Raw genomic sequence first — 26,210 nt, 5'->3', positions numbered from 1 at the left:
GGAACAGCGTTCGACAACAAACCCACCCACCCGGTGAAACAGCCACCGGCTGTTTCAGATCATGCGGGGCATGATCGACCCAATACTCCCGCCCTTCCAGGGAGGGGAGAGTTAAACGATCCGCGCCAGCAGCCGGTCGATCCCGGCCTCGGCCTCGGGTTCGCCCAAGGTCGGGGTGTGACCGACACCGGCGATCGTCACCAGCTCGCCATCGTCGAGCGTCTCCGCCATCCGCGCCGCCGTCGCCGCTGACAGCACGTCCGATTTTGCGCCCCGCACGATCAACGTCGGCACGCTCTTCAACACCGCCAGCGCGCGCCACATGTCGGGACCGGCCTCGTTGCCGGGAACGCGGAACGGCTCAGCGATCTTCATGTCGTAATCGAGCACGATCCGGCCAGCGCTGTTCAGCCGATAGAGCCGCTTCGCCATCGCCAGCCAGTCCTCCAGCGTAAAATCCGGATAGACCCCGCCATTCGCCTCGGCGACCGCGCGCGCCGCGTGGATCCAGGTGGGCCAGGTGTTCGACCGCCCGACATAGCTGCGAATCCGCGCCAGCCCCTCGGCCATGATGTCCGGCCCGACATCGTTGAGCAGCACCCCCGCCACGCTTTCGCGCGAGGTCCCCGCCAGCAGCATCGAGACGATCCCGCCGAGCGAGCTGCCAAAGGCAATGTAACGCCCCACGCCAAGCTCGCCGAGCAACGCCTGGACATCCTGCACATAGGTGAGCGGGACATAAGTCATCGGGTCCTTGGCATAGCCGCTGTCGCCGCGCCCGCGCAGGTCGATCGCGATCACCCGCCACTCGGGCGAAAGCCGCCGCGCCACCGCATCGAAATCGCGCGCATTGCGCGTCAGGCCGGGCAGGCAGAGGATCGGCGGCTTGGACGAATCCCCCGGATAATCGCGATAATGCAGCCGGATTCCGTCGTTCGACCACCAATATCGATTTTCATAAGGCGACATGGTGACGTCCCTGGCTTGGGCTTTGGGGTTGCGCCCCGGGGTTGGCCGCCTCCATATCCACGCATGAGCACCCCCCCGCAAGCCTATCTCCCGCAGCGCGCCATCCTCGATTTGGGCGATGCCCTTTCTGATCCCGTGGAGGCGGCACGTTTCCCGCAAACGGTCTTACGGTTTCGCAACGATCGCGCGGCGAAGGAGGTTGGACTCGCCGACCTCGGCGACAGCGAATGGCTGGCGCATTTCGGTCGCTTTCAGCCGCTGTCCGGCAATCTCGAACAACCGCTCGCGCTGCGCTACCACGGCCACCAGTTCCGCCAGTACAATCCCGACATCGGCGACGGTCGCGGCTTCCTGTTCGCGCAAATGCGCGACGACCGCGGGCGCCTGATGGACTTGGCGACCAAGGGATCGGGCACCACCCCGTGGAGCCGCTTCGGCGACGGCCGCCTGACGCTGAAAGGCGGGGTGCGTGAAGTGCTCGCCACCGAAATGCTCCAGGCGCTCGGCGTCAACACCTCGCGCAGCTTCTCGCTGATCGAAACCGGCGAAGCGCTCGAGCGCGGCGACGAACCCTCCCCTACGCGCTCTGCCGTGCTGGTGCGGCTGAGCCACGGCCATATCCGCATCGGCACGTTTCAGCGCCTCGCCTATCTACGCGATGCCGAGACAATGGAGCGGCTCATCGGCTACGTCCTGCGCAATCTCTACAACGAAGAACCGGGCGAGGACGCGGCGGCGCAACTGCTTGATCTGGTGGTGGCCCGCACCGCCACCCTCACCGCCAGCTACATGGCGGCCGGATTCGTCCACGGCGTGCTCAATACCGACAATATCAATGTGACCGGCGAGAGCTTCGACTACGGCCCGTGGCGCTTCGCCCCGACCTGGGAGCCAAGCTTCACCGCCGCCTATTTCGATCATCACGGCCTCTATGCCTTCGGTCGCCAGCCCGAGGCGATCCACTGGAACGCGATGCAGCTCGCCGTTTCGCTCCGCACGGTGAGCGAGGCGGAACCGCTGATCGCGGTGCTCGACAGCTTCGCCGAACGCTATCAGCGCGCGGTCTCGACGGCGATCCTGTGGCGGCTCGGCGTGGTGCCGCAAGACCCGTTCAGCGACCGCGCACTCGTCCAGGCGGTCGAGCGCGGCCTCGTGGCGAGCAAACTCGGCCTCGACCGCTTCTTCTTCGACGCCTTCGGCGGCACCGCGCCGACCGATCCGGCGTTCGACGAAGCGCGCACCGCGCTCCAAGCCTACACCCCCCGCAAACCCCGCGACCACGCCTATTGGCAGGGCGAACCCTGTGCGATGCTGATCGACGAGGTCGAAGCGATCTGGGCGGCAATCGACCAGAACGATGATTGGGGGCCGTTTGAGGCCAAGATCGCCGCGATCCGCGAAATGGGCGAGGCGTTGAGCTAGCCCCTCCCCCCCCTCCAGGGAGGGGAGCAAAGTGTAGATTCCCCCGCAAAACTAAGGCAAACACCCCGGCAATGTCTTCCGAACTCCTTTCCTACGAACCCGCGACTGGTGCCACCTTGTGGCGTGGCCAGATCGGCGATGTCGATGCCGAGGTCGCCACCGCGCGCGCAAATTGGGCGCCTTGGGCCGCGCAACCGCTTGCGTATCGGATCGAGGCGCTGCGCCGTTTCGCCAATGTCGTGCGCGCCCGCGCCGATGGTTTTGCCGATTTGATCGCGCGCGAAACCGGCAAGCCGTTGTGGGAGGCGCGGACCGAGGTCGAATCGGTCATCGCCAAGGTCGATATCTCGGTCAGCGCCTATGCCGAGCGCACACCGCAGCGCCGCCTCGACACGCAAATGGGCGGGCGCATGGCGCTGCGCCACAAGCCGCACGGCGTGCTCGCGGTGCTCGGACCGTATAATTTCCCCGCGCATTTGCCCAACGGCCACATCGTCCCAGCACTCCTCGCCGGGAACGCCGTGGTGTTCAAACCGTCCGAAAAGACCCCCGCAGTCGGCGCGTTCCTGGTTGATTGCTTCCACGCCAGCGGCATCCCCGAAGGCTGCGTCCGCCTGGTCATCGGTGGTGCTGCCGAGGGCAAGGCGCTGGCCGGGCATGACGGCATCGACGGGCTGCTCTTTACCGGCTCCGCTCACACCGGCATCGCGCTCAACCGACAGTTCGCGACGCGGCCTCAAAAGATCCTCGCGCTGGAAATGGGCGGCAACAACCCGATCGTGGTGTGGGATTCGCCCGATCTGCCCTCCGCTGCGATCGTCATCGTGCAATCCGCCTTCACCAGCGCAGGGCAGCGCTGCACCGCCGCGCGCCGCCTGATCGTCGATGAGAAACTCTACGATCCGTTGATGGCCGAAGTGACCAAATTGCTCACCCGCATCATCGTCGATGAACCGCATGCCGACCCAGCCCCGTTCATGGGCCCGGTGATCGACAATGAAAGCGCCGACCTGCTGACCGAAAGCTTCCTCGAACTGATGATGCGCGGCGGCCGTGCGATCCGCCATCTCGAACGGCCCGTCGCCAACCGCCCGTTCCTACGCCCGGCGTTGATCGACACGACCGACATGAACGACCGGCCCGACATCGAATTGTTCGGCCCGATCCTGCAAGTCATCCGCAAATCGAGCTTCGACGATGCGATCGAGGAGGCGAACAACACGCGCTACGGCCTGTCCGCGTCGCTGCTCAGCCAGGATCCAGCGCTGTACGACCGCTTCTGGGCGAATGCGCGCGCCGGCATCGTCAATTGGAACAAGCCGACCAATGGTGCCTCGTCGGGTGCCCCATTCGGCGGCATCGGCTGGTCCGGCAACCACCGCCCGAGCGCCTATTACGCCGCGGATTATTGCGCCTATCCGGTGGTATCGAGCGAAGCGGAGCAGGCGCGGGCGAGCATCGGGGTCGGCTTGCGCGACGCCTGAACAGGCGCGCGCGACAAGTTTCGCTACCCCCCGGCAAAGCAACCTTGAATTGCGGCCGCGCTTGGTCCAGCCCATCTGACAGCGATGGCAACACTCCTCGACCCTACTGCGCACATTGTATCGACGGTGGGACGCGTCATCCTCGTCGGCGCGGGCCCGGGTGCTCTCGACTTGCTGACGGTGCGCGCGGTGGCGGCGCTCAAGCAAGCCGATGTCGTCGTTCATGACGGCCTCATCGACCCGCGCGTGCTCGATCTCGCCCCCGCCGCCGCGCAGCGCATCTCGGTCGCCAAGCAGCGCGCGCGCCATACCCTCCCGCAAGACGCCATCAACGCGCTGCTCGTCGCACATGCGAAGACCGGCGCGATCGTCGTGCGGCTGAAGGGCGGGGATCCTTTCATCTTCGGGCGCGGCGGTGAGGAAGTCGAGGCCGTGCGCGCGGCGGGTCTGCCGGTCGAAATCATCCCCGGCGTATCGGCGGCGCTGGGGTGCGCGGCGGAGGCGATGTTGCCGCTCACCCACCGCGACCATTCGAGCGCGGTCAGCTTCGTCGCCGGGCAATGCAAGGGCCTCGCCGATCAGGATTGGTCGGGGCTCGCCGGCAAGGGCCGCACGCTCGTCATCTACATGGGCGTCGCCACGGCAACCGACATCGCCGACAAATTGATGCGCGACGGCGTCGCCCCGGACATGCCGGTGGCGGTGCTCGAACGCGGCACGCTCGACGGGCACCGCGCGATCAGGACATTGCTTGCCGATCTCGGGCAGATGGTGGAACGCGAGAAAGTCGCCAGCCCCGCGATCATCGTCGTCGGCGAGGTGGTCAATCTGTCCGATGCCGAGGATAAATTGGGGCGCTGGGCAAGAATTGCGGAGAGTGTGGCGTGAAATTACTGACCGGGAATGACTTGCCGACCGGCGATGTGATCTGGTGGACCGGCTCAACCTGGTCACGTCACGTCGAGGATGCGAGCGACGTCGGCGATCAGGGCGAGAGCATCGCCCGCGCCGAGGAAGGCGCGCGCCGCGTCAACGTGCCCTATGTCATCGACGCCGCAGCCACCCCCGAAGGCCCCCGCCCCGCCCACATCAAGGACCGCGTCCGCGCGCTCGGGCCTACGGTCCGCGCCGATCTGACGCTGAAACCCGCCGATCCGATGGCGGGAAGCTGGGTGATATGAGCACCCTTGCTCCGTTCGGGCTGAGCTTGTCGAAGCCCTGCCCTCCTTTTTCCTCCGGCCCGCTTGAGAAGAGCAGCCCTTCGACAGGCTCAGGGCGAACGGTGGTGGATAGACCCCATGTATAAATACGACCAATACGACCAGCAGATCGTCGATACCCGCGTCGAGGAATTTCGCGATCAGGTGAAGCGCCGCCTCGCCGGGCAGATCACCGAGGACCAGTTCAAGCCGCTCCGGCTGATGAACGGGCTGTACCTGCAGCTGCACGCGTACATGCTGCGCGTAGCGATCCCTTACGGCACGCTCGACAGCCGCCAGATGCGGATGCTCGCGCACATCGCGCGCAAATATGATCGCGACTATGCCCATTTCACGACGCGGCAGAACATCCAGTATAATTGGATCAAGCTCGACCAGGCCCCCGACATCCTTGCCGAACTGGCGACGGTCGAGATGCATGCGATCCAGACCTCGGGGAATTGCATCCGCAACATCTCGTCGGATCAATATGCCGGGGCCGCAGCGGATGAGGTTGCCGATCCGCGGATCTGGGCGGAATTGCTGCGCCAGTGGAGCACCTTCCACCCCGAATTCACCTATTTACCGCGCAAGTTCAAGATCGCGGTGATCGCGGCGCACGAAGACCGTGCGGCGATGCGGCTGCACGATATCGGGATTCAATTGCTGGAGCGGGACGGTGTGCTCGGCGGGAAGATCTTCGTCGGCGGCGGCATGGGCCGCACCCCGATGATCAGCCACGAAATCCGCGACTTCGTCACCGCCGACGATCTGCTCAGCTATCTCGAAGCGTGCCTGCGCGTCTACAATCGCTACGGCCGCCGCGACAATATCTACAAGGCGCGGATCAAGATCCTGCTCCACGAAATCGGCCCGGACGAATATCGCCGTCAGGTCGAGGAGGAATTCGTGAGCGTCAAGGCGCTCGGGCTCGATCCGCCCAAGGCCGAGTTCGACCGCATCACCGCGATGTTCGCACCGCCCGCGTTCGACAAAGACGTGCCCGATACGATCGACCGCAGCGACCCCGATTTCGCCATCTGGGTCGACCAGAACACCGCCGCGCACAAGCAACCCGGCTATGCCATCGTCACGATCAGCTTGAAGCCTGTCGGCGGCATCCCCGGCGACGCCACCGCCGACCAGATCGACGCGATCGCCAAGCTCGGCGAGCACTTCAGCTTCGATGAACTGCGGATCACCCACGCGCAAAACATCGTCTTGCCGCACGTCCGAAAGGCCGATCTGTACGCGGTGTGGGGCCGCCTCAGCGAAATCGGCCTCGCGCCTGCCAATCTCGACCTGATCAGCGATATCATCGCTTGTCCCGGCCTCGATTATTGCAGCCTCGCCAATGCCCGTTCGATCCCGGTCGCACAGAAGATCACCGAACGCTTCGCTGACCCTGCGCGGCAGCGCGACCTCGGCGAATTGAAGCTCAAGATCAGCGGCTGCATCAATGCCTGCGGGCATCACCATGCCGGACACATCGGGATCCTCGGCGTCGACAAGAAGGGCACCGAAAATTACCAGCTCTCGCTCGGCGGGTCGGGTGCGGAGGATGTCAGCCTCGCCAAGATCACCGGCCCCGGCTTCGACGAGGACGGTATCGTCGATGCGGTCGAGACGGTGACCAACGTCTATCTGGCCGCCCGAGAAGACGGCGAACGCTTCCTCGACACCTACCGCCGCGTCGGCATGGAACCGTTCAAGGAGGCGCTTTATGGGTGATCCCGCCACGCACGACGAACCCGCCGTCACGCTCGACGCGTTCCTCGATACGCAGACCAACGCCACCGCCGTCCGCCTGGAGGCAGGCGACGACGCCCGCGCGCTGCTGCCGTATCTCGATCGCATCGCGCTGGTCGAGGTCAGCTTCCCGAGCTTCCGCGACGGGCGCGGCTATTCCGCCGCGCGCATCCTGCGCGAAGCCGGCTACAGCGGCGAACTGCGCGCGCAGGGCGACGTGCTGGTCGATCAGATGCCGCTGATGAAGCGTTGCGGCTTCGACAGTTTCTCGCCCGAAAGCGAGATCGATCCGGCTACGCTTGAGGCGTCGCTAACGCGCTACGACGATGTCTATCAAAAGGCTGCCGACGGGCGCGTGCCGGTGTGGAAATTGCGGCATGGCTAGTGCAGCGCGCAAGCTCGACCTGATCGACGTGGCTCCCTTCTCGCCCGCCGATGCGGCGGCGATGGAGGCGCGCTACGCCGGGGTCGGCACGCGCGACATGCTCGGCGACCTGTTGACCGGCGAGTTCAAGGGCCGGGTCGCGGCGGTGTCCTCGTTCGGTGCTGAGAGCGCTGTTTTGCTCCACCTGATCGCGCAGATCGACCGCGACATTCCCGTCATCTTCCTCAACACGCAGAAGATTTTCGGCGAAACCCTGCAATATCGCGACGAACTTTCGGAGAAGCTCGGCTTCACCGATTTGCGCGTGTTCCGCCCCGATCCCCACTTGCTCGCGGCGAAGGACGCGACGGGCTTGCGCTGGAATTACGACCCCGACGGTTGCTGCGACCTGCGCAAGGTCGAGCCGCTGCGCCGCGCGCTCGCGCCGTTCGACGCCTGGATTTCGGGGCGCAAAGGTTTCCAGGCCGGCACCCGCCTGCAAATGCCGCGCTTCGAAGAGGATGAAGGTCGCCTGAAACTCAACCCGCTGGCGGATTGGGACAAGACCGCGCTCGACACCTATTTCGCCGAGCACGAATTGCCGCGCCATCCGCTTGAGGCCGAGGGCTATGCCTCGATCGGCTGTGCGCCATGCACCTCGAAAGTGCTGCCGGGCGAAGACCCACGCGCGGGACGCTGGCGTGGGTGGGAAAAGGTCGAATGCGGGATTCATGTGCCGGAGAAGCCGGGGGAGGAGCCGGTTTTTTAAGGCGGAATGTTTCACCTCCGCCTCCCCTGCCGCCACCCCGGCGAAGGCCGGGGCCCAGCTGCGAAGGCCTAGGTGGCAAGTACACCCCAACACCGTTCGGGCTGAGCCTGTCGAAGCCTTGCTTGCCACAACCGGCGTCCGGTGTGTGGCATGCAGCCCTTCGACAGGCTCAGGGCGAACGGGGTGTGGGATACCTCAGGCTTTCAAGCCGCCAGCGCCCCCCGTGGCAGCACCGCCGCCGCATAATCGCTCTCCGCAAGCGCAATCAGCTTGCGATCATCATGATTCCACGGATGGAAGCCCGGCAAAAAGAACGCGAGCCAAGCCCCCAGAATCTTCCGCGCCATCCCCGGCCGCCCCAGCGCGTACCACACGATCCCGAAATGCGCCTTCGCGCCGGTAATGCCATCCTGCCGCAGCAATTCGAGCATACCCCTGTAACGCCCCGCGAAGAACTTCACCGTCGTGCCGATCATCACCAGCGCCTTGATCTGCCAGCGCTTCCAGCGTGTCCAGTCGCGCGTGGCGTGCAGCCAGGTGTCATAGGCGACGCCCTTATGCTCGATTTCCTCGGCGGCATGCCAGCGCCACAAGGCGGCGGCCTGCTCGTCCCCGCCCGCCAGATGGCGCGGGTTGGCGATCAATTGGTGCGCCAGCATCGCGGTGAAATGTTCGAGCGCCATCGTTGCCGCCAGGCTCGCGATCGGCGGGCGGCCCTTGGTCAATGCCAGCGCCTCATCGATATGCCGGTCGAGCAAGGTCACGTCATACCCTTGATCGGTGACGTGGCGGTTGAACGCGACATGCTCGCGCGTGTGGATCACTTCCTGCTTGATGAACGCCTGGATTTCGGCGTGTAGGCGCGGCGGCGTGCCTTCGCGGAAAGTGCGGACGCTATCGATGAAAAAGCCCTCACCCTTGGGAAAGGTTACTGACAGCGCGTTATAGAAAGCGGTCGCGAATGGATCGTTGTTCAGCCACCAACGGCGCATCTGCGTCCCGCGGCCAAAGCGCAGGTCGCGCGGGACGATCGTCAAATCGGCGGGAGTGGTTGCTTTCGCCATGAAAAGCTCCAAACAGATCGGAATAACAGGCTCCAAACTATGTATTACTTACATCAATGTCAATAGTGCGCAAACGACTCAGCCCGGAAGAATCCCGCGATGCCGCAATCGAAGCGGCGCGCGCGTTGCTGGTCGAGGCGGGGCCACAGGCGGTCACGCTCAAGGCGGTCGCGGCGCGAATCGGGCGCACCCACGCCAATCTGCTCCACCATTTCGGTTCGGCCGCGGACCTGCAAAAGGCGCTGATCACGCATCTCGCGGACTCGATCACTGCTGAAATCGGCGCGGCGGCGAAGCGCGCCCGGCTGGGCGATTCCGATCCGCGCGAAGTGGTCGATCTTACCTTCGATGCCTTTGTCAACGGCGCGGGCGCGATGGCGGCGTGGATGATCCTGTCGGGCAATAACGACGCGCTCGATCCGGTCCTCAGCGCGATCCTCCGCCTGGTCGATGATCTCGCCGAGGATGAAGAGACCGGCAAGCAAATCCACGAAGACACGCTGCAACTGGTGCTGATGGCGATGGGCGACGCCTTGCTCGGCGGCGCAATGGCCAAGGGGCTGGGCTTGCCGCCGGAAGCCGCGCGGACGATCGCGACGCGGTCGCTGATGGCGTCGAAGGCGATCCTGCCGGCTTGACGGGCAAGCGCCGTGGCAAAGAGTTGCAGGTCGGCCATGCCCCCGGCATGGCCTTTAGGGTGCGGGGCACCCTAAACCTGCGACTCGTCGGTCGCGGCTTTGGCCGCGCCGGCCGGGCGCGCTCTACGCTCGCTTTAGCTGCGCTAAAGCGTTACAGGCGCGCCATGCATTTCCTCGACCAAGCAAAGATCTTCGTCCGATCGGGCGCAGGCGGCCCCGGTGCCGTCAGTTTCCGGCGCGAAAAGTTCATCGAATATGGCGGCCCCGACGGCGGCAATGGCGGCAAGGGTGGCGACATCATCTTCGAAGCCGTGCCCGGCCTCAACACGCTGATCGACTTTCGCTACACCCAGCATTTCCGCGCCCCGCGCGGCCATGGCGGCTCGGGCTCGAACCGCACGGGTGCTGGCGGCGACGATCTGCTCATCCGCGTGCCCGTCGGCACTCAGGTGCTGAGCGAAGACAAGGACGAAGTCCTCGCCGATTTCACCGTTCCCGGCGAACGCATCGTGTTCCTGCGCGGCGGCGACGGCGGTCGGGGTAACGCCACCTATAAAACGTCGACCAACCGCGCGCCGCGTCAGCACGGCACCGGCTGGCCGTATCAGGAAATGTGGGTGTGGCTGCGCCTCAAGCTGCTCGCCGATGCCGGGCTGGTCGGCTTGCCCAATGCCGGCAAATCGACCTTCATCAACGCCGTCACCAATGCGCAGGCCAAGGTCGGTGCCTACCCCTTCACCACCGTGCGCCCGCAATTGGGCGTGGTCAGCCGCCACAATCGCGAATTCGTCGTGGCCGACATCCCTGGCCTGATCGAGGGCGCAGCCGACGGTGCCGGGATCGGCGACCGCTTCCTCGGCCACATCGAACGCTGCAAGGTCCTGCTGCATCTGGTCGACGCGACCGAGGAGGATCCGGTCGGCAATTACCGCATCGTGCGCGGAGAACTCGATGCTTACGGCGAGGGCCTTGTAGACAAGCCGCAAGTGATCGGCCTCAACAAGATCGACGCGCTCGATCCTGCCGACGTGAAGAAGCTCGTCACCAAGCTCAAGCGCGCCAGCAAGTCCGAGGTAATGCCGCTGTCGGGCGCGGGCGGCACGGGGATCGAGGCGGTCGTCGACCGGCTGATCGAGGCGATCGGCCCGGCCGAAGGCGCCCCCGCGCGCGACGACGACTCACCGCCGGGGGAATGGTCGCCGGTTTGAAGCGAGCGCGCCATCTGGTATACGCACAATGATGGCGACCCAGATTGTCTACCCGCTGCTCACTGCCGAGGAATTCCTCGAAATCGATTTCGGCGACCGAAAGGCCGAACTCGACAACGGCGTGATTCGCATGATGGCGGGCGGCACGGCGCGTCATGCGCGGGTGCAGGTGAATATCCTGGTGGCGCTTGCAAACCGGCTGCGCGGAAGCGGATGCACACCGTATAATTCCGACATGGCAGCGAGAACCCGAGATCGCTCCGTCCGCTATCCCGACGTATCTGTCTATTGCGGGCGCGACGAAGCGAAGGATGACGAGAAAAAAGCGTTTGACGATCCACGGGCCGTGTTTGAGGTTCTGTCGGCAGGGACGGCACGGACCGATCTTCGTGAGAAACTCGACGAGTATAAAGCCCTTTCGAGCGTCGATACGATCGTCTTCGTGGATATCGCGACCGAGCGCCTGAGGATCGTACAGCGCACCGGCCCTAATGGGTGGAGCGACGATACCTATGACGTCGAGACCGATGTCAGGTTGCCCACGCTAAACCTCGTCATCCCCCACGCCGAGATTTTCGCGCGCGATTAACGGTGATTGGCGCGCGCCCCGCCACACGCTAACGCGGAGCGCAATGTCCGTGTTCGCCCCCGCTCCCTGCCCGCGCCTGATCGTAAAGGTCGGCTCGTCGCTGCTCGTCGCTGCCGATGGCACGGTGCGGCGCGATTGGCTGACCAGCCTCGTCGCCGACCTGGCGGAACGCGTCCGCGCGGGCCAGGAAATCGCGATCGTCTCCTCGGGCGCAATCGCGCTCGGCGCGCGCCGCCTGAAGCTCCCCAAAGGCGGACGCGCCAGCCTGGAGGATGCGCAGGCCGCCGCCGCCACCGGGCAAATCGCGCTGTCGCAAGTCTGGGCCGAATTGCTCGGCGCCGAAGGCCTCACCGCCGCGCAAATGCTGGTGACGCTCGACGATCTTGAGGACCGCCGCCGCTATCTCAACGCCTCGGCCACGCTCGGGCGCTTGCTCTCGCTCGGCGTCGTGCCGGTCATCAACGAAAACGACAGCGTCGCCACCGCAGAAATCCGTTTCGGCGACAATGACCGGCTCGCCGCACGCGTGTCGCAGGCAGCGGGCGCACACGGCGTCATCCTGCTGTCCGATGTCGATGGCCTCTACAGCGCCAACCCGACCACCAACCCGAATGCGACGCTGATCGACCGCGTCGAGCGAATCGATGCCGCGATCGAGGCGATGGCCGATGGCGGATCGGGCTCGGGCATGGGATCGGGCGGGATGGTGTCGAAGATCGCCGCTGCACGGATCGCCACCGCTGCGGGCGTGAACCTCGCGATCGTCTCCGGACATGTCGAGCATCCGCTTGCCGCCTATGAATCGAGCGGGCGAGGCACCGTCTTCATCGCCGAGCGCGCCGCGCCTGCGCGGAAAGCGTGGCTGGCGGGCGGGCTGACCGCGAAGGGCGAGATCGGCATCGATGCGGGCGCGGCCAAAGCCCTGTCGAGCGGCAAGAGCTTGCTCGCGGCGGGCGCGACGCGCGTCACCGGCGGCTTCCTGCGCGGCGATCTTATCGCGATAATCGGCCCCGATGGCCGCACACTGGCGCGGGGCTTGAGCGAATATGACGCCGCCGAAGCCACCGCCTTGACCGGCAAGCGCAGCGACGAACAGGCCGAAATCCTCGGCTATGCGCCACGCGCCGCACTCGTTCACCGCAACCACATGGCGCTCGTGTGAGCGAGACAGACATCTTTCACCGTTCCCCGGCGAAGGCCGGGGCCCAGTCGCGGAGCTTCGGCGAATCGGGCGACACGTCACTGCACATACGCGGTCGCACGAAGGCCAAGACCTTCGCCGGGGAAGCCAATCTTTGGATGCGCGAACGATGACCACTCTCGCCATCACCGGCGGCACCGGCTTCGTCGGGTCGCGCGCCATCGACCTCGCCGTCGCGGCGGGACACAGCGTCCGCGCCCTCACCCGCCGCCCGCAACCGCCGCGCGACGGCGTCACCTGGATCGAAGGCGCGCTTGATACCGCCGAACCGCTCGACCGGCTGGTCGACGGCGCCGACGCCGTCCTGCACATCGCGGGCGTGGTCAACGCGCCCGATCGCGCCGGTTTCGCCGCCGGCAACATCGCAGGCACGCAAGCCGTCCTCGATGCAACGCGCACCGCCGGCGTCCGCCGCTTCGTCCACGTCTCCTCCCTCGCCGCGCGCGAACCAGACCTCTCCCTTTACGGCTGGTCGAAGATCGAATCGGAAGTGATCGTTACCGCCTCCGGCCTCGACTGGACGATCGTCCGGCCGCCCGGAATCTACGGCCCCGGCGACATGGAGATGCGCGACTTGTTTCGCATGGCGAAGACCGGCGTGGCGGTGCTGCCGCCGGGGGGGCGCGTTTCGGTTATCCATGTCGATGACATCGCAGCCTTGTTGCTGAAGCTCGCCAGCGCTGATGCAACGGGCGCCATCCTCGAGCCTGATGACGGCCGCGACGGCGGATGGAGCCATGCCCAACTGATCCGCGCGATCGGGGTCGCGGTCGGGCACAAGGTCGTGCCGCTCGCCGTGCCCAAGGCGCTGCTCACCACCATCGCGCACGCCGACAAGACATTTCGCGGAAAGGGCGCCAAACTCACCCCAGATCGCGTCGGCTATCTCTGCCACCCCGACTGGACCGTCGATCCCGCCCGCCGCCCGCCGCCCACGCTGTGGCAGCCAGCGATCGACACCCCGCAGGGCTTGGCCGAAACCGCGGCATGGTATCGCGCGAACGGCTTGCTATAGGCTTGCTATAAAGCCGCCGCATTTCTCCGGCAAAGCGTCACGACCCTTCAAGGACAGACCATGAGCGACCGTCAGGCAATCTACGATACGATCACCGCGCAGATCGAACCTTTCAACAAAAAAGGCGTGGCGCTGAGCGATGCGACGACCTTTCAAGGCGATCTCGAATGGGACAGCCTGACCGTCATGGATTTCGTCGCCGCGATCGAGGACGAATTCGAAATCATCATCACGATGAACATGCAGGCCGAAATCGAAACCGTCGGCCAGTTGGTCGATGCCGTGCAGAAGCTGAAGGGCTAAAAATTTCCCGTTCGTGTCGAGCGACGTCGAGACACCGGTCTCCGCGCGGTGTCTCGACGTCGCTCGACACGAACGGCTTGGAGTGAATGCAATGACCGAAGCCGCCGCCACCGCACACGCGCTTGATCTCGATCCGCCAATGGTCGCGCCCGAACGCGATCTCATGTCGAAATTCGACCCGATCATCGCCGAACGCCAGGCGCTGATCGATACCGGCGTCACCGATCCGTTCGCGATCGTGATGGAGCAAGTGAAATCCCCGACCGAAGCGGTGATCGCGGGCCGCGATACGATCCTGCTCGGCACGTACAATTACATGGGCATGACGTTCGATCCCGACGTGATCGCCGCCGGCCACGCCGCGCTCGACCAGTTCGGCTCGGGCACCAATGGCAGCCGCATGCTCAACGGCACCTTCCGCGACCATATGGAAGTCGAGGACGCCTTGCGCGATTTTTACGGCGTCAGCGGCGCGATCGTTTTCTCGACCGGTTACATGGCCAATCTCGGCATGATCTCTACGCTCGCAGGCAAGGGCGAGTACGTCATTCTCGACGCCGACAGTCATGCCTCGATCTATGACGGGTGCCAGCAGGGCAATGCCGAGATCGTCCGCTTCCGCCACAATTCGGTCGAGGATCTCGACAAGCGCCTCGGCCGCCTGCCCAAGGAACCGGGCAAGCTCGTCGTGCTCGAAGGCGTCTATTCGATGCTCGGCGACATCGCGCCGCTCAAGGAAATGGTCGCCGTCGCCAAAAAGCACGGTGCGATGGTGCTCAGCGACGAAGCGCATTCGATGGGCTTCTACGGTCCCAACGGTCGCGGCGTGTATGAAGAGCAAGGCTGTGAGGCCGATGTCGATTTCATCATCGGCACCTTCTCCAAATCGGTCGGCACGGTCGGCGGCTTCTGCGTGTCGAACCATCCGAAGTTCGAGGCGATCCGGCTCGTCTGTCGCCCCTACATCTTCACCGCATCGTTGCCGCCGTCGGTTGTGGCGACCGCCGCCACCTCGATCCGCAAGCTCAAGCATGCGCATGGCAAGCGTCGGCAATTGTGGGAAAACGCCCGTTCGCTGCACGGCGGGCTGAAGGCGCTCGGCTTCAAGCTCGGCACCGAAAAGCCCGACAGCGCGATCATCGCGATCATCCTGGACGATCAGACGCAGGCGGTTGCGATGTGGCAATTGCTGCTGGATAACGGTTTGTACGTGAACATGGCGCGGCCACCAGCCACCCCGGCAGGAACATATCTGCTGCGCTGCTCGCTTTGCGCCGAGCATACGCCGGAGCAGATCGCCCGCGTCCTGCAGTTGTTCGAAATGGCTGGTCGCGCCACCGGGGCGATCGGCTGACCTGCGCGGCCCGACCCTAGCCACGAGTCACCGCTTGCGGTAAGGTACGGAAATGAGCGGAATTGAGCGCGAAGCGGTCGGTGCGGAGCGCACCGGCACGCCGTGGCACACCGTTGCGCTGCTCGTCATGGCGGTGCTCGGCGTGGTGGTGCTCGTCGCGCTCAATCTGACGCTGGGGGAGGCCAACCGTCAGCGCGACCGCGCGCTGAGGTTGCAAACCCACAGTTACGAAGTGATGATCCTCTCGGCGAGCCTGACCGGGACGATCGCGCATGCCGAGGCCTCGCTCGGGCGTTATGTGATCAGCGCCGACAAGGATCTGGGACAAGCCTATTCCGCCGATTGGACGCTGGCGAGCCAGCAGCTATCGCGGCTTGACCGGATCACGCGTGACAGCCCGGAACAGCAGGCGCTGATCGCCAAATTGCAGGGCGCCATGGCAGTGCGCGGCGACGAGCTGAGCGACGTGGCACTCAACACGCTGTACAAGCGCAACGATCAGGCGCTCGCGCTTTTCTACAAGGCGCGCCTCGGGCCGTCGCGCGCCGAGATCGATCGCTTGCTGGACGCGATCGGCGTGCAGGAGCGCACCGTGCTGGCGCAGCGGACCGGCATTACGATGAAATCGGTCGCGCGATCGACCGGGTTGGCGAGCGCGCTGTCGATCTTCGGCATCCTGCTCGCGGCCGGCGCGGTCGCGCTTGGTTGGTTGACCGTGACCGCGCTCGGCCAACGCGCCGTCGCCCGCGCTGAGGCCGCAGCCGAACGCGATCGCGCGGCAGAGCTGGAGGCAGCGGTCGAACGCGCCTCCGCCGTCCTGCTCGCCCAGGAAAGCAAGCTGCGCCAAGTCCAGAAGATGCAGGCCGTGGGGCAGCTGACCGGCGGCATTGCCCATGATTTCAACAATATGCTGGCGGTCGTGCTGGGCGGGTTGGAACTGGCCAAACGCCAGGTGGCGAATGATCCGGTCGCGGCCCAGCGCCACATCGACAACGCCACCGAGGGTGCCAATCGCGCCGCCGCCCTCACCCGGCAACTGCTCGCTTTCTCGCGCGAAGAAGCGTTGCGCTCGGAACCGATCGAGCCGGTCGCGCTCGTGCGCGGCATGTCCGACTTGCTCGATCGTACGCTCGGCGACACGATCGAGGTGACGGTCAACGCGCCGGAAGGGCAGAGCTGGCTGGTCCGATCCGACCCACATCAGCTCGAAAACGCCGTGCTTAATCTCGCCGTCAATGCGCGCGATGCGATGGAGGGGCGCGGCCAGCTCACGATTACCACTGCAGGCGTGACGCTGACGGAGGGGGCGGTCGGCACCTGCCAGGCGGGCGACTATGTCGCGCTTTCGGTCGCCGATACCGGCTGCGGCATGACGCCCGATCTGCTCGATCGCGTGTTCGAGCCCTTCTTCACGACCAAACCTGCGGGCAAGGGCACCGGCCTGGGCCTTAGCCAGGTGTTCGCCTTCGTGCGCCAGGCCGATGGCGAGGTTGGGCTGAAGTCGGTCGTCGGCGAAGGCACCACCGTCACGCTCTATCTCCCGCGCTATGTCTCTGATGCGCCCGCAGCCGATGAAACCACCCCCGCAACGCCCGCGCCATTCGAACATCGAACGTTAGATATTCTAGTGGTCGAGGATGACCCCCGCGTTCTCGCGGCCACAATGGGGGCGCTTGAGGAGCTTGGGCATCGCCCCGTCGCCTGCAATGATCCGCTCGCCGCACCCGCCGCGCTGGACGGTCTCGGGCGGGTCGATCTGATCGTCAGCGACGTGTTGATGCCGGGGCAGACCGGCCCGGAAATGATCGCGGGCCTGCTGCGTAAGCACCCTGATATTGCAGTGCTTTTCGTGACCGGCTATGCCGGTGACGCGGGCGGCGAGGCCGAATTCGGCGGGCATCACGTACTCCGAAAACCCTTCACGCTCGCCGCCCTCGAACGCGCCGTCGCCGCCGCTGCGAACCGCTCCGGTACCGCGATCGACAGCATCGCGGCGGAATGATTTGGTAGCTGACGAAACCGCCTCACCCGGATATAGCGGCACAACGGCGCCCGCCGTCTTACGCCCTCCCCTCCGGCCGGACGCCCTCCCCGCACGCTCATGAAATCCATCGACCGCTACATGGCCCGGCTGATCGCGGTGCCGCTGTTTTCGACCCTGGTCATCTTCGCGATGCTGCTGGTGCTCGATCGCATGCTGCGCTTGTTCGATTTCGTCGCCACCGAAGGCGGCCCCGTCAGCGTGGTGTGGCGGATGCTGGCGAATTTGCTGCCCGAATATTTCGGCCTGGGCATTCCGGTCGGCTTGCTGCTCGGCACGCTGCTCGCCTTCCGCAAACTTGCCACCTCGTCCGAACTCGATGTGATGCGCGCAGTCGGCATGAGCTACACGCGCATGCTCTACGTGCCCTACCTCTTCGCGCTCACGCTCGGCGCCGTCAATCTCGCGATCGTCGGGTTCGTCCAGCCCGAGGCGCGCTTCAACTACGAAAAGCTGCGCTTCGAACTCCGCACCGGCGCGCTCGGCGCGTCGATCAAGGTCGGCGAGTTTACGCATTTCGGCAAGGACATGACGCTGCGCATCGAGCAGAGCCATGATTCCGGGCGTCGCCTGTCGGGCATTTTCCTGCGCCGCGACGATGGCAAGGGCGGGTCGATCGCAGTCACCGCCGCCAGCGGCCAGTTCTTCGCGACCGACAACCCCGACGAGATCATCTTCCGCCTCACCGACGGCACGTTGATCCGCACCGAGGCGACTGTCACGACGCCGCGCGTGCTGCGCTTCAGCATCAACGATCTCCCGATCCCGCTGCCCAAGACCGAGAATTTCCGGATGCGCGGTGCGGAGAATCTGGAGCGCACGCTGCCCGAACTCGTCCGCATCGGCGGCGACCGCGGCGCCAGCAAGGAAGCCCGCGCGACCAGTCAGGCGGCCTTCAATTTCCGCACGGCGGAGGTCCTGTCGATCCTGCTGCTGCCGCTGCTTGCACTCGCGCTCGGCGTGCCGCCCAAACGCTCGACCTCGGCACTCGGCGTGTTCCTCGCGATCGTGATGATCGTCGCCTATCACAAGGTGAACGAATATGCGCAGGCTGTCGGCGGCCTCGGCAAGATCGACCCGTTCCTGGCGATCTGGATCCCGTTCGCGGTCTTTGCGGGCCTCACGCTGTGGATGTATTACACCATCGCTTATGTGCCCGGCGGACAGCCGATCGGCGCACTTGAACGCGTCTTTTCGAAGCTCAGCAAGCTGATCGTGAAATTGCTGCCGTGGCGGCGTGACAAGAGCCCCGCGGCATGATCTCGTTCGAACTGTTTCCATCGCGGACCGTCTCGCTCTACATGGGCAAGATGTTCCTGGTGCGCACCTTCGCGGTGCTCGCGATGCTGGTGCTGATTCTTCAAGCGCTCGACCTGCTGACCGAATCGGGGCACATTCTCGCGCGGCCTGGTAACGGCCAGCCCGAAATCCTGCGCTACCTGTCGCTGCGCATCCCCGAGATCGTCGCGCAATTCCTGCCCTTTTCGGTGTTGCTCGGCACGATCGTGACGCTGTCGACGCTCAATCAAAATAGCGAAGTTATTGCGCTGAAGGCGTCGGGCCTGTCGGCACACCAGGTCCTTGCCCCGCTGCTGATCACTGCGCTCGGCGTCGCGATGATCTCCTTCACCTTCAATGAACGCATCGTCAGCCGCGCCACCGCAACGCTCGACCAGTGGCAAAAGCTGGCATACGGCCCGGTGCCGGTCGATCGCGGTGACCGCAGCAACGTGTGGGTGCGCAACGGCGACGATCTGCTGCAAGTCGATCAGGTCCGCGGACGTGGCGACCAGACGAAGCTGGGCGGCATCACCTTGTTCGATCGCACGGGCGGCAACCTCGTCGCGATCGTGACCGCGAAGAACGGCGTGCGGCAAGGAAACGGCTGGAAAGTCGCCCCGGCGACGCGCTTCGATGTGGCGAGCGGAAAGCTGACACCGGTCGGCGAAACCGTCATTGCCGCCGGGGTGCGCCCCGATCAATTCACACTCGCGACCGTCGATCCCAATGGCTTGTCCTTCATGGCGCTGCGTTCCGCGATCGCCGATCTGAAGGCTGGGGGCCGCCCGACCAAGGCGCTGGAGGGCGCGATGTGGCACAAACTGTCGGGACCGCTCTCCTCGATCCTGATGCCGCTGCTCGGCGCGGTTGCGGCGTTCGGGCTGGCCCGCTCAGGCAAGCTGTTTGTCCGCGCCGTCATCGGGATGATGCTGGGGTTTCTCTACTTCGTCGCCGACAATTTCGCGCTGGCGATGGGCAATTTGGGAGCCTACCCGCCCTTCCTCGCGGCCTGGGCACCGTTCCTGCTGTTCTTCATGATCGGCGAAGCGGTGCTGATCCGGACCGAAGAATGACGATGGCGACAGCGCAAATGCTGCAAGCAATCGTGTTGCTAATGGCGTGGGTATACTGCGTCGTTCAGACGATCCGCGATTTTCGCCGTCGCTCGTACCTCATGGCGACCGTCGGCGTACTTTTTGTGGTGGCGATAGCGGTCTTTGTGACAATCCCAATCGAAACGCACGCTGTGAAGATCGACCTGCCAATGCGCTAGCCGCGTTGCATCCTATGCACGCGACCCCATCGTCGATCGCACTAACCGCGTCACCAGCCCCGGCAACCCCGGATAACTAGCCGTGTGATACGGCGATTCGGTCCCGAGCGCCTTCGACAAGCGCCGATGCGCCTCCGCCAGCGAATGATACGGCAGGCCCGGCAGCAAATGGTGCAGCGCGTGATAGCGCAAGCCCACCGGCGCCCACAGCACCGGCAGGAAGGCCGGCGGAGGCACGTTTACCGTGTCGAGATATTGCGCGGTAACGCTCATCGCCTCACCCTCGTGATTGTCCCAGAGATGCGCGACCAGCGTGCGAATCTGGTTGAGCACGTACACGCCCGACGTGATCACCATCGCGATCGCCACCATTCGCAGCGGGAACACGCCCGTCGCGATCAGCACGATCAGCGTGACCGCCCAGACGCTGCATGCGCCCTCAAGCCACAGCCACAACCGCGCCGCCTCGCCCTCCGGCATACGACGCCGGAAGGCGGGGTTGATCGACAGCGACGAATAGCGCTCGACCAGCACGCGGTGCATCCCCGGCACGATCAGCGACAGCGGCGTCAGCACGCCGTAGCGCACGATCAACGCGAACGGCGCAAGGATCGAGGTCAGGATGAACAGCGGCAACGTCCACGGCTTCATCGAAGCGAGCGGCAGATATTCCGGGTCCTCGCTCGTGCCATAGCGCGTGCGTGCGTGGTGGAGGTTGTGGACGCCTTCGTACATAAAGCTCGGCACCAGCAGCGGGATGCCCGCGATCACATTCCACCCCAAACGAAAACCCGGCAGGGAGGCGTGCCGGATATGCGTGACTTCGTGGATGAAGCTGCCCGCGCGGTACAGCGCCAGCACCGCTACCACACCCGCCACGATTGCCCAGCCAACCGACGGCAGCGTCATCGCAAGCGCGAGCGCGGCATAGCCGATCCCGGCTGACAGCAGCAGGTCGGTCCAATAGATCGCGGCGCGCGGCGGGTTCAGGTCGCGCGTCAGTTCGGCGGCGGCGCGCAGCATCGCCTTGTCGTCGGCGATGCTCGACAAGCGGACGCGCGGAGCGTCTCCAGCGGAGGCGGCGTCGCGCCGCTCGAAGGTTAGCGAAGTGTCCATGGAATGGGGCATTGCAAGAAGATAGTGGCTAGACGGTGGCAGCGAAAGGGGTGTCGGGGCCACATACCCGCCGCCCGCGCGGCGCCCGCTTGACAGCAGCGCGCCCACGCGGGACGTGTCCGGCACTTTCTTTGAGGTACCGTGCCCGTGGCTATTGCTCCGCTTTCCATCCGCCCGATCGACAACAAGGCCGATCGCAAGCGCTTCATCGATTTGCCCTTTCGCCTTTACAAGAACGATCCCAACTGGGTGCCTCCGCTGAAGGGCGAGGCGCTCGGGCTGATCACCCCAGAGAAGAATGGCTGGTTCAGTCATGCCAAGGCCCAACTGTTCCTGGCCGAGCGCGGCGGCACGGTCGTCGGGCGGATCTCCGCGCATATCGATACGCTCGCGCTGACGATGGACCCGGCCAAGGGTTTCGGCCCGGGCTGCGGACAATTCGGCCTGTTCGACGCCGAGGATGCGGAGACCGCCAGCACCTTGATCACGGCGGCGGAAGGCTGGCTGCGCGACCAGGGCATGAACCGCGTGCTTGGGCCGATCAGCATGTCGATCTGGGAGGAACCGGGGCTATTGGTCGAGGGCTACGATCATCCCCCCACGATCATGATGGGCCACGCCAAGCCCGAATATCGCCACTGGATCGAGGCGGCGGGCTATCACAAGGTCAAGGAATTGGTGACCTATGAACTCGACATCACCAAGGATTTCGTACCGCTGCTTCAGCGGATCATCGCGTCGGGCGACAAGAATCCGCGCATCCGCATCCGACAAGTCGACAAGACCAAATTTGATGAGGAAGCCGCGACGATCCTCGCGATCCTGAATGATGCCTGGTCCGACAATTGGGGTTTCGTGCCGCTCACCCCGCCCGAGATTGCCGATGTCGGGGTAAAGTTGAAGCCGATCGTGTTCAACGATCTGATCCGCATCGCCGAACTCGACGGCAAACCCGTCGCATTCATGATCACGCTCCCCGATCTCAACGAAGCGATCATGCCGCTAAAGGGCAATCTCTTGCCCTTCGGCTGGGCGAAACTGCTGCTGTGGCTGCGCAGGCCGCGGGTAAAGACGATGCGTGTCCCGTTGATGGGGGTATTGAAGGACCTGCAATCATCGCGTCTGGCGAGCCAGCTCGCCTTCATGCTGATCCAGCAGATCAAGGACGCATCGGTCGCTCATTACGGCGCAACGCGCGGCGAAATCGGCTGGATCCTCGACGATAATCAAGGAATGAACTCGATTGCCGAGGCGATCGGCTGCGACATCAACAAGCGGTACTGGATCTTCGAAAAAGCGCTGTGACGCGTCAACAAGGTGGCGGTGCCGCGGGTGAACGCAGCACCGCCCCAGGCTTAGTTGTTGGCGAGCGGATCAAAGCCGCGATCCAGCCATTCGCCGCGCGTCTTGCAGGTCTTGACCGGAATGCGCGACCCGGTGACCGTATCGACAATGCAATATTTGGTCTTCGACGTTGCAACGCGCGCGCCGGTTGGAGCGGCCTGTGGTGCCTCGGTGGTCGGCGCTGCGGCCGGGCGGGCTTCGCGCGCGATAACGGGCGAGGTGGCGACGCTCAGTACCGCGGCTGCGGTCATCATCAGAAACTTGGTCATGCTGTCCTCCTAAGAAAGCTCGCGGTGGCGTCTCGCCCCGCTACTGTCCTAGTGCATTAGTCATGCCAAACACCTAAAACTTTATATGTGAGTATCTTAGCAAGATTCTTGAACCAATAATGAATGGTAAAATGTACCAATGCTCGGCGCATGGCACCATTTCGCGGCGTGGCGCATCGGCCTAGAAGCGCCGCGAAACGCCTAGATAGAGTTCAACATCAGGTGCCGCGCGATTGAGCCCCGCGACAGCGCCAACGTCCAGTTGCAGATCGTCCTGCGCCGACCAGGCAAGCGATGCCGACGCCAAGCCCTGCGTCGTCCTCCCGCCCGGATCCTCGTCGCGCAACACCTGACCCTCGATCGTCGCGGAGAGCGTCTTCGACAGCTTGACCTCAAGGCCGATCACTTCGGAATACGCAAAATGCCGTCCGCTGCCGTCCTCATCCACCTTGGCGTCGATTTCGCTCGTACTGGCAAGATTGAGCGTTTCACTAAGGTCATAGGTCGCCGGCACGACGACGCCCGCGCCCCAATCCCCCGCCCCGACCGGCGCGCGCCCGACCGGCACAGTGGCGAAGGGCTGCACCGCGATCGATAGCTTGCTTCCGTCCGGATTGAGCAGGTTCGCCTTCATGCCGAGTGTCACGTCGCCAGCGCGCCCGGCGGTATCGATCGCCTGCGTGTTCTTGTCGCGCGTGCGGACGTTGCCATACGGCGTCCAGCCGATCTGCGCCTCGATGCTGTTGGTGAGCCCGACGCGCACGAACGTGTTGCCGATCAGGACGGTATCGCTGCGCGCATCGGGTTGATCGTCGAGCGTCCAATCGACCAGGGCGGTCTCGACCGACACGCGCTTCGGCGCGATCGTGCAGGGCGTCGTGCCGAGTCCCGGCCGGGTCGGGCAATAATCGCGCTCCTCGGCAAAAGCCGGGCTTGCCGCCGACAGCAGCAGGATCGCCAAGACCCACCGCATCATCGCAAGGTGCACCAGGTCGGCGCATGGTCGCTCGCCTTTTCCCGCGCGCGATAGTCCTTGTCGACACCGGCATCCACCAGCCGGTCCGCCGCGATCGGCGAGAGCAATAGATGATCGATGCGGAACCCGGCGTCGCGCTGCCACGCGCCCGCTTGATAGTCCCAGAAGGTCCACACGCCCCCGCTCGGGTACCGTGTGCGCAACGCATCGGTCCAGCCCTGCGCGACCAACGCGCGAAAGCCAGCGCGGCTTTCCGGCTGCATCAGCGCATCATCCTGCATCGCACGGACCGAATAGGTGTCGTCGTCATTGGGAATAACGTTGTAATCCCCCGCCAGCACCACCGGCGTCTCCTCGGCAAGCAACTCGAGCGCCCGCGCGCGCAGCCGGTCGATCCAGCGCAATTTATAGTCGAACTTCGGCCCCGGCTGCGGATTGCCGTTGGGCAGGTAAAGCGAGGCGATCGTCACCCCGTTCACCTCGGCCTCCAGATAGCGGCTGTGTTCGTCCTCCGGCTCACCCGCCAGCCCGCGCTGCCGCTCGACCGGGTCCTGCCCCTTGGCCAGCACCGCAACCCCGTTCCAGCTCTTCTGCCCATGCCAGATCGCCCCATAGCCCGCCTCGCGGATGGCATCCTCGGGAAAGGTCTCGTCGCTGGTCTTGAGTTCCTGCAGGCACACCACATCGGGCTGCTGCTCGGCCAGATACTCGATCAGCCGCGGCAAGCGTGCCTTGATGCCATTGATATTGAAGGTGACGATCTTCACGTGGGCGACCCCTGTTGCCGGGTCGGTTTACACCGCGAAGCTGGAACCGCAACCGCAACCCGATGCGGCGTTGGGGTTGGTCACCTTGAACGCCGCGCCGCCCAATTCCTCGACATAATCGACCGCGGACCCGCGCACGAGATCGAGACTGATCGAGTCAACCACCAGCCGCACGCCATCCTGTTCGGCAACAGCATCGTCGCTGTCAATGGCATCGGCGAAGCCGAATTTGTACTGGAAGCCCGAGCATCCGCCGCCATCGACCGACAGGCGCAAGATCGCGGGTTTACCCTGCTTGGCCGCAATCGTCGCAACGCGCGCCGCAGCGGAGGGGGTCAAAGCGATTTCGGGAGCTAGCGTGGCCATATCCGAGAGATAGGCGCTTGCGACGCTATCGGCAATGCGCCCGATCAATCCGCTGCCGGACCGCCGACACCAATCGGGATGACGCGGATCGACTTGTCCTGTGTCGCCAGCAGGTAATCGGCGGTTTGCAGGAACGGCACCGGGTTCACTGCGTGCCCGTCGAGCCGCACTTCATAATGCAGATGCGGACCGGTCGAGCGTCCGGTCGACCCCATCAACGCGATCAGTTGGCCGCGGCGTACGCGGGTGCCCGCCTCGACGAGAATCTTGGAAAGGTGACCGTAGCGGGTCTGGATACCCTTGCCATGATCAAGCTCGACCAAATTGCCGTACCCACCGGACCGCTCGGCCCGATCGACCACGCCATCAGCGGTGGCATAAACCGGCGTGCCAACCGGGCCCGGAATATCGACCCCGGCATGCATCGCAGCAGTGCCACGGAATGGGTCGGAGCGGATGCCGTAATTGCTGGTATAGGCCATGTGATCCACCGGCTGGGCCGACGGAATCGCGATGACGCCATGTTCAAGCGTGTCGAGTTTCTTCCACGTCATGAACAACGAGCGGAACTGCGTGTCGGCGCGAAGATCGGCTTCGGTAGCGGCGCTATCGGCGGCTTCGAACGGGCCGCCCATCGCGGGCTGCTGTGGCAAAAGGCGTTCGGGCGCAATGCCGAGGCTGCGGACATGCGCGACCGCGCGAGCAAAGCGCTGCTCGGCGACGCGGCGCGCCTGGACCGCAACGGCGACCTGCTGCTGCTCGACCTTCTTGAGCGGCGCGACCACATCGGCGGCGAGCGCATCGGACTTCGGATCGATATTAGGCGTCGGCCGCGACAGCAAGGCGACGTCGGCCTTGCCCGCCACGACGGCCACTAGCAGCGCCTGGCGCTGTTCGACGCGCGCGGCGCGCACCTGCGCGGCATGCTTGATCGTCGCGACGTCGGCCTGCATCTTGCTGACGCGCACTTGCATCTGCGCGACCTTGGCTTCGGGCGAGAGCGGCGCATCGACGATCCCGCTCAGCGCGACCGCACCGACCGCAGCCTGCGCCACGCCATAAGCCGAAAAACACAGGGTGATGGCGGCCACGCTGGCGACTGCGGCTTGCGTCCGCCCGCCGATGCTGAAGCGTTGGAGGTCACGCCCGTCGTGAAAAATAAAGTCGCGGGTTTTGAAATAGGTCTTGAGTCGCGACACCAGTTGCACACCCGAAGCAATAGAAAGTGAGTTCATGTGACCCCAGCGACCGTTACGCGATTGCCGGATAATGCCAGCGCCCGCCCCTCTATTGCCCGCCTGCAGCCCCCCTGCACTCGGACGAGAAGTGTGTGACTGACATTGTAGGAGGCAAGCAAGACATTCGGCGGTGCAGCGCGTTGAAGCGGCACAACCACACGGCGAGTCGTTGAATGCAGGATTAACTGCTGGGCCGATTCGGAAAACGCCT

27 protein-coding genes are annotated in these 26,210 nt (G+C 64.8%); 19 read left to right on the top strand and 8 right to left on the bottom strand.

Going from position 1 to position 26,210, the window contains the following annotated elements; translation table 11 throughout:
* Positions 1–111: 111 nt before the first annotated feature.
* Entirely contained in the window at positions 112–969 is an 858-nt protein-coding gene (locus tag HMP06_RS00635) for an alpha/beta fold hydrolase (protein WP_176495336.1), read from the bottom strand.
* Between the two features lie 63 nt (positions 970–1,032).
* Between HMP06_RS00635 and HMP06_RS00630 the strand changes: the two genes are divergently transcribed.
* The 7 genes from HMP06_RS00630 to HMP06_RS00600 all read left to right on the top strand — a co-directional run bounded on the left by HMP06_RS00630 (position 1,033) and on the right by HMP06_RS00600 (position 7,956).
* Positions 1,033–2,391, top strand: coding sequence for a protein adenylyltransferase SelO (locus tag HMP06_RS00630; protein ID WP_176495335.1), 1,359 nt, complete (start codon positions 1,033–1,035; stop codon positions 2,389–2,391).
* A 71-nt stretch (positions 2,392–2,462) separates the two neighbouring features.
* Positions 2,463–3,875 carry a succinylglutamate-semialdehyde dehydrogenase gene (gene astD / locus HMP06_RS00625; RefSeq protein ID WP_176495334.1) on the top strand — a complete coding sequence of 471 codons (1,413 nt, stop codon included), beginning with the start codon at positions 2,463–2,465 and terminating at the stop codon, positions 3,873–3,875.
* An 84-nt stretch (positions 3,876–3,959) separates the two neighbouring features.
* Positions 3,960–4,763, top strand: coding sequence for a uroporphyrinogen-III C-methyltransferase (cobA, locus tag HMP06_RS00620; protein WP_176495333.1), 804 nt, complete (start codon positions 3,960–3,962; stop codon positions 4,761–4,763).
* Positions 4,760–5,056 (top strand): DUF2849 domain-containing protein, encoded by a 297-nt coding sequence (locus HMP06_RS00615; RefSeq protein WP_176495332.1) that lies wholly within the window; start codon positions 4,760–4,762, stop codon positions 5,054–5,056. Before cobA ends, HMP06_RS00615 begins: the two co-directional genes overlap by 4 nt.
* A 117-nt stretch (positions 5,057–5,173) precedes the next feature.
* Positions 5,174–6,805 carry a nitrite/sulfite reductase gene (locus HMP06_RS00610; RefSeq protein ID WP_176495331.1) on the top strand — a complete coding sequence of 544 codons (1,632 nt, stop codon included), beginning with the start codon at positions 5,174–5,176 and terminating at the stop codon, positions 6,803–6,805.
* Positions 6,798–7,208 carry a DUF934 domain-containing protein gene (locus HMP06_RS00605; RefSeq protein WP_176495330.1) on the top strand — a complete coding sequence of 137 codons (411 nt, stop codon included), beginning with the start codon at positions 6,798–6,800 and terminating at the stop codon, positions 7,206–7,208. The genes HMP06_RS00610 and HMP06_RS00605 overlap by 8 nt, the downstream gene beginning before the upstream one ends.
* Positions 7,201–7,956 (top strand): phosphoadenylyl-sulfate reductase, encoded by a 756-nt coding sequence (locus HMP06_RS00600; protein WP_176495329.1) that lies wholly within the window; start codon positions 7,201–7,203, stop codon positions 7,954–7,956. Before HMP06_RS00605 ends, HMP06_RS00600 begins: the two co-directional genes overlap by 8 nt.
* A gap of 203 nt (positions 7,957–8,159) precedes the next feature.
* On the opposite strand, the gene HMP06_RS00595 is transcribed toward HMP06_RS00600, so the two are convergent.
* Positions 8,160–9,020 carry a metal-dependent hydrolase gene (locus HMP06_RS00595; protein ID WP_176495328.1) on the bottom strand — a complete coding sequence of 287 codons (861 nt, stop codon included), beginning with the start codon at positions 9,018–9,020 and terminating at the stop codon, positions 8,160–8,162.
* Positions 9,021–9,076: 56 nt separating this feature from the next.
* On the opposite strand from HMP06_RS00595, the gene HMP06_RS00590 reads away from it, so the two are divergent.
* The 11 genes from HMP06_RS00590 (at position 9,077) to HMP06_RS00540 (ending at position 19,923) form a co-directional block, all read left to right on the top strand.
* Positions 9,077–9,658: a helix-turn-helix domain-containing protein gene (locus HMP06_RS00590; protein WP_176495327.1), complete on the top strand. Its 582-nt coding sequence runs from the start codon at positions 9,077–9,079 to the stop codon at positions 9,656–9,658.
* A 164-nt stretch (positions 9,659–9,822) separates the two neighbouring features.
* Entirely contained in the window at positions 9,823–10,866 is a 1,044-nt protein-coding gene (obgE, locus tag HMP06_RS00585; protein WP_176495326.1) for a GTPase ObgE, read from the top strand.
* A 31-nt stretch (positions 10,867–10,897) separates the two neighbouring features.
* Positions 10,898–11,455: a Uma2 family endonuclease gene (locus tag HMP06_RS00580; protein WP_176495325.1), complete on the top strand. Its 558-nt coding sequence runs from the start codon at positions 10,898–10,900 to the stop codon at positions 11,453–11,455.
* A gap of 43 nt (positions 11,456–11,498) precedes the next feature.
* Entirely contained in the window at positions 11,499–12,617 is a 1,119-nt protein-coding gene (gene proB / locus HMP06_RS00575) for a glutamate 5-kinase (protein WP_176495324.1), read from the top strand.
* Positions 12,618–12,765: 148 nt separating this feature from the next.
* Positions 12,766–13,671, top strand: coding sequence for an NAD-dependent epimerase/dehydratase family protein (locus HMP06_RS00570; protein ID WP_176495323.1), 906 nt, complete (start codon positions 12,766–12,768; stop codon positions 13,669–13,671).
* A 60-nt stretch (positions 13,672–13,731) separates the two neighbouring features.
* On the top strand, positions 13,732–13,974 hold the full coding sequence (locus HMP06_RS00565) for an acyl carrier protein (protein ID WP_176495322.1): 243 nt from the start codon (positions 13,732–13,734) through the stop codon (positions 13,972–13,974).
* Between the two features lie 91 nt (positions 13,975–14,065).
* On the top strand, positions 14,066–15,328 hold the full coding sequence (gene spt, locus HMP06_RS00560; protein WP_176495321.1) for a serine palmitoyltransferase: 1,263 nt from the start codon (positions 14,066–14,068) through the stop codon (positions 15,326–15,328).
* 52 nt (positions 15,329–15,380) lie between these two features.
* A complete protein-coding gene (locus HMP06_RS00555; protein WP_176495320.1) occupies positions 15,381–17,330 on the top strand; it encodes an ATP-binding protein in 1,950 nt (649 codons plus the stop codon).
* Between the two features lie 99 nt (positions 17,331–17,429).
* Positions 17,430–18,629 (top strand): LptF/LptG family permease, encoded by a 1,200-nt coding sequence (locus HMP06_RS00550; protein ID WP_176495319.1) that lies wholly within the window; start codon positions 17,430–17,432, stop codon positions 18,627–18,629.
* On the top strand, positions 18,626–19,723 hold the full coding sequence (lptG, locus tag HMP06_RS00545) for an LPS export ABC transporter permease LptG (protein WP_176495318.1): 1,098 nt from the start codon (positions 18,626–18,628) through the stop codon (positions 19,721–19,723). Before HMP06_RS00550 ends, lptG begins: the two co-directional genes overlap by 4 nt.
* The gene (locus HMP06_RS00540; RefSeq protein ID WP_176495317.1) at positions 19,720–19,923 is read left to right on the top strand and encodes a hypothetical protein; all 204 of its coding nucleotides are present in this window, start codon (positions 19,720–19,722) and stop codon (positions 19,921–19,923) included. The genes lptG and HMP06_RS00540 overlap by 4 nt, the downstream gene beginning before the upstream one ends.
* 12 nt (positions 19,924–19,935) lie before the next feature.
* On the opposite strand, the gene HMP06_RS00535 is transcribed toward HMP06_RS00540, so the two are convergent.
* Positions 19,936–21,039, bottom strand: a complete 1,104-nt coding sequence (locus HMP06_RS00535; RefSeq protein WP_176498309.1) for a fatty acid desaturase family protein — start codon at positions 21,037–21,039, stop codon at positions 19,936–19,938.
* Positions 21,040–21,186: 147 nt separating this feature from the next.
* Here HMP06_RS00535 and HMP06_RS00530 point away from each other — a divergent pair, with 147 nt between their 5' ends.
* Positions 21,187–22,344, top strand: coding sequence for an N-acetyltransferase (locus HMP06_RS00530; RefSeq protein WP_176495316.1), 1,158 nt, complete (start codon positions 21,187–21,189; stop codon positions 22,342–22,344).
* 50 nt (positions 22,345–22,394) lie between these two features.
* On the opposite strand, the gene HMP06_RS00525 is transcribed toward HMP06_RS00530, so the two are convergent.
* The 5 genes from HMP06_RS00525 to HMP06_RS00505 form a co-directional block, all read right to left on the bottom strand.
* Positions 22,395–22,652, bottom strand: a complete 258-nt coding sequence (locus tag HMP06_RS00525) for a hypothetical protein (RefSeq protein WP_176495315.1) — start codon at positions 22,650–22,652, stop codon at positions 22,395–22,397.
* A 181-nt stretch (positions 22,653–22,833) separates the two neighbouring features.
* Entirely contained in the window at positions 22,834–23,628 is a 795-nt protein-coding gene (locus tag HMP06_RS00520; RefSeq protein WP_176495314.1) for a transporter, read from the bottom strand.
* Complete coding sequence (gene xth, locus HMP06_RS00515; RefSeq protein WP_176495313.1) at positions 23,625–24,395, bottom strand: exodeoxyribonuclease III; 771 nt, start codon at positions 24,393–24,395, stop codon at positions 23,625–23,627. The genes HMP06_RS00520 and xth overlap by 4 nt, the downstream gene beginning before the upstream one ends.
* A gap of 27 nt (positions 24,396–24,422) precedes the next feature.
* A complete protein-coding gene (erpA, locus tag HMP06_RS00510; protein ID WP_176495312.1) occupies positions 24,423–24,761 on the bottom strand; it encodes an iron-sulfur cluster insertion protein ErpA in 339 nt (112 codons plus the stop codon).
* Positions 24,762–24,805: 44 nt separating this feature from the next.
* Complete coding sequence (locus HMP06_RS00505; protein ID WP_176495311.1) at positions 24,806–25,996, bottom strand: M23 family metallopeptidase; 1,191 nt, start codon at positions 25,994–25,996, stop codon at positions 24,806–24,808.
* Positions 25,997–26,210: the final 214 nt, after the last annotated feature.

Origin of the sequence: Sphingomonas sp. HMP6, assembly GCF_013374095.1 — a bacterium.
In the GTDB taxonomy this organism is placed as follows: domain Bacteria; phylum Pseudomonadota; class Alphaproteobacteria; order Sphingomonadales; family Sphingomonadaceae; genus Sphingomonas.
This window is presented reverse-complemented; position numbering and strand designations above follow the sequence as displayed.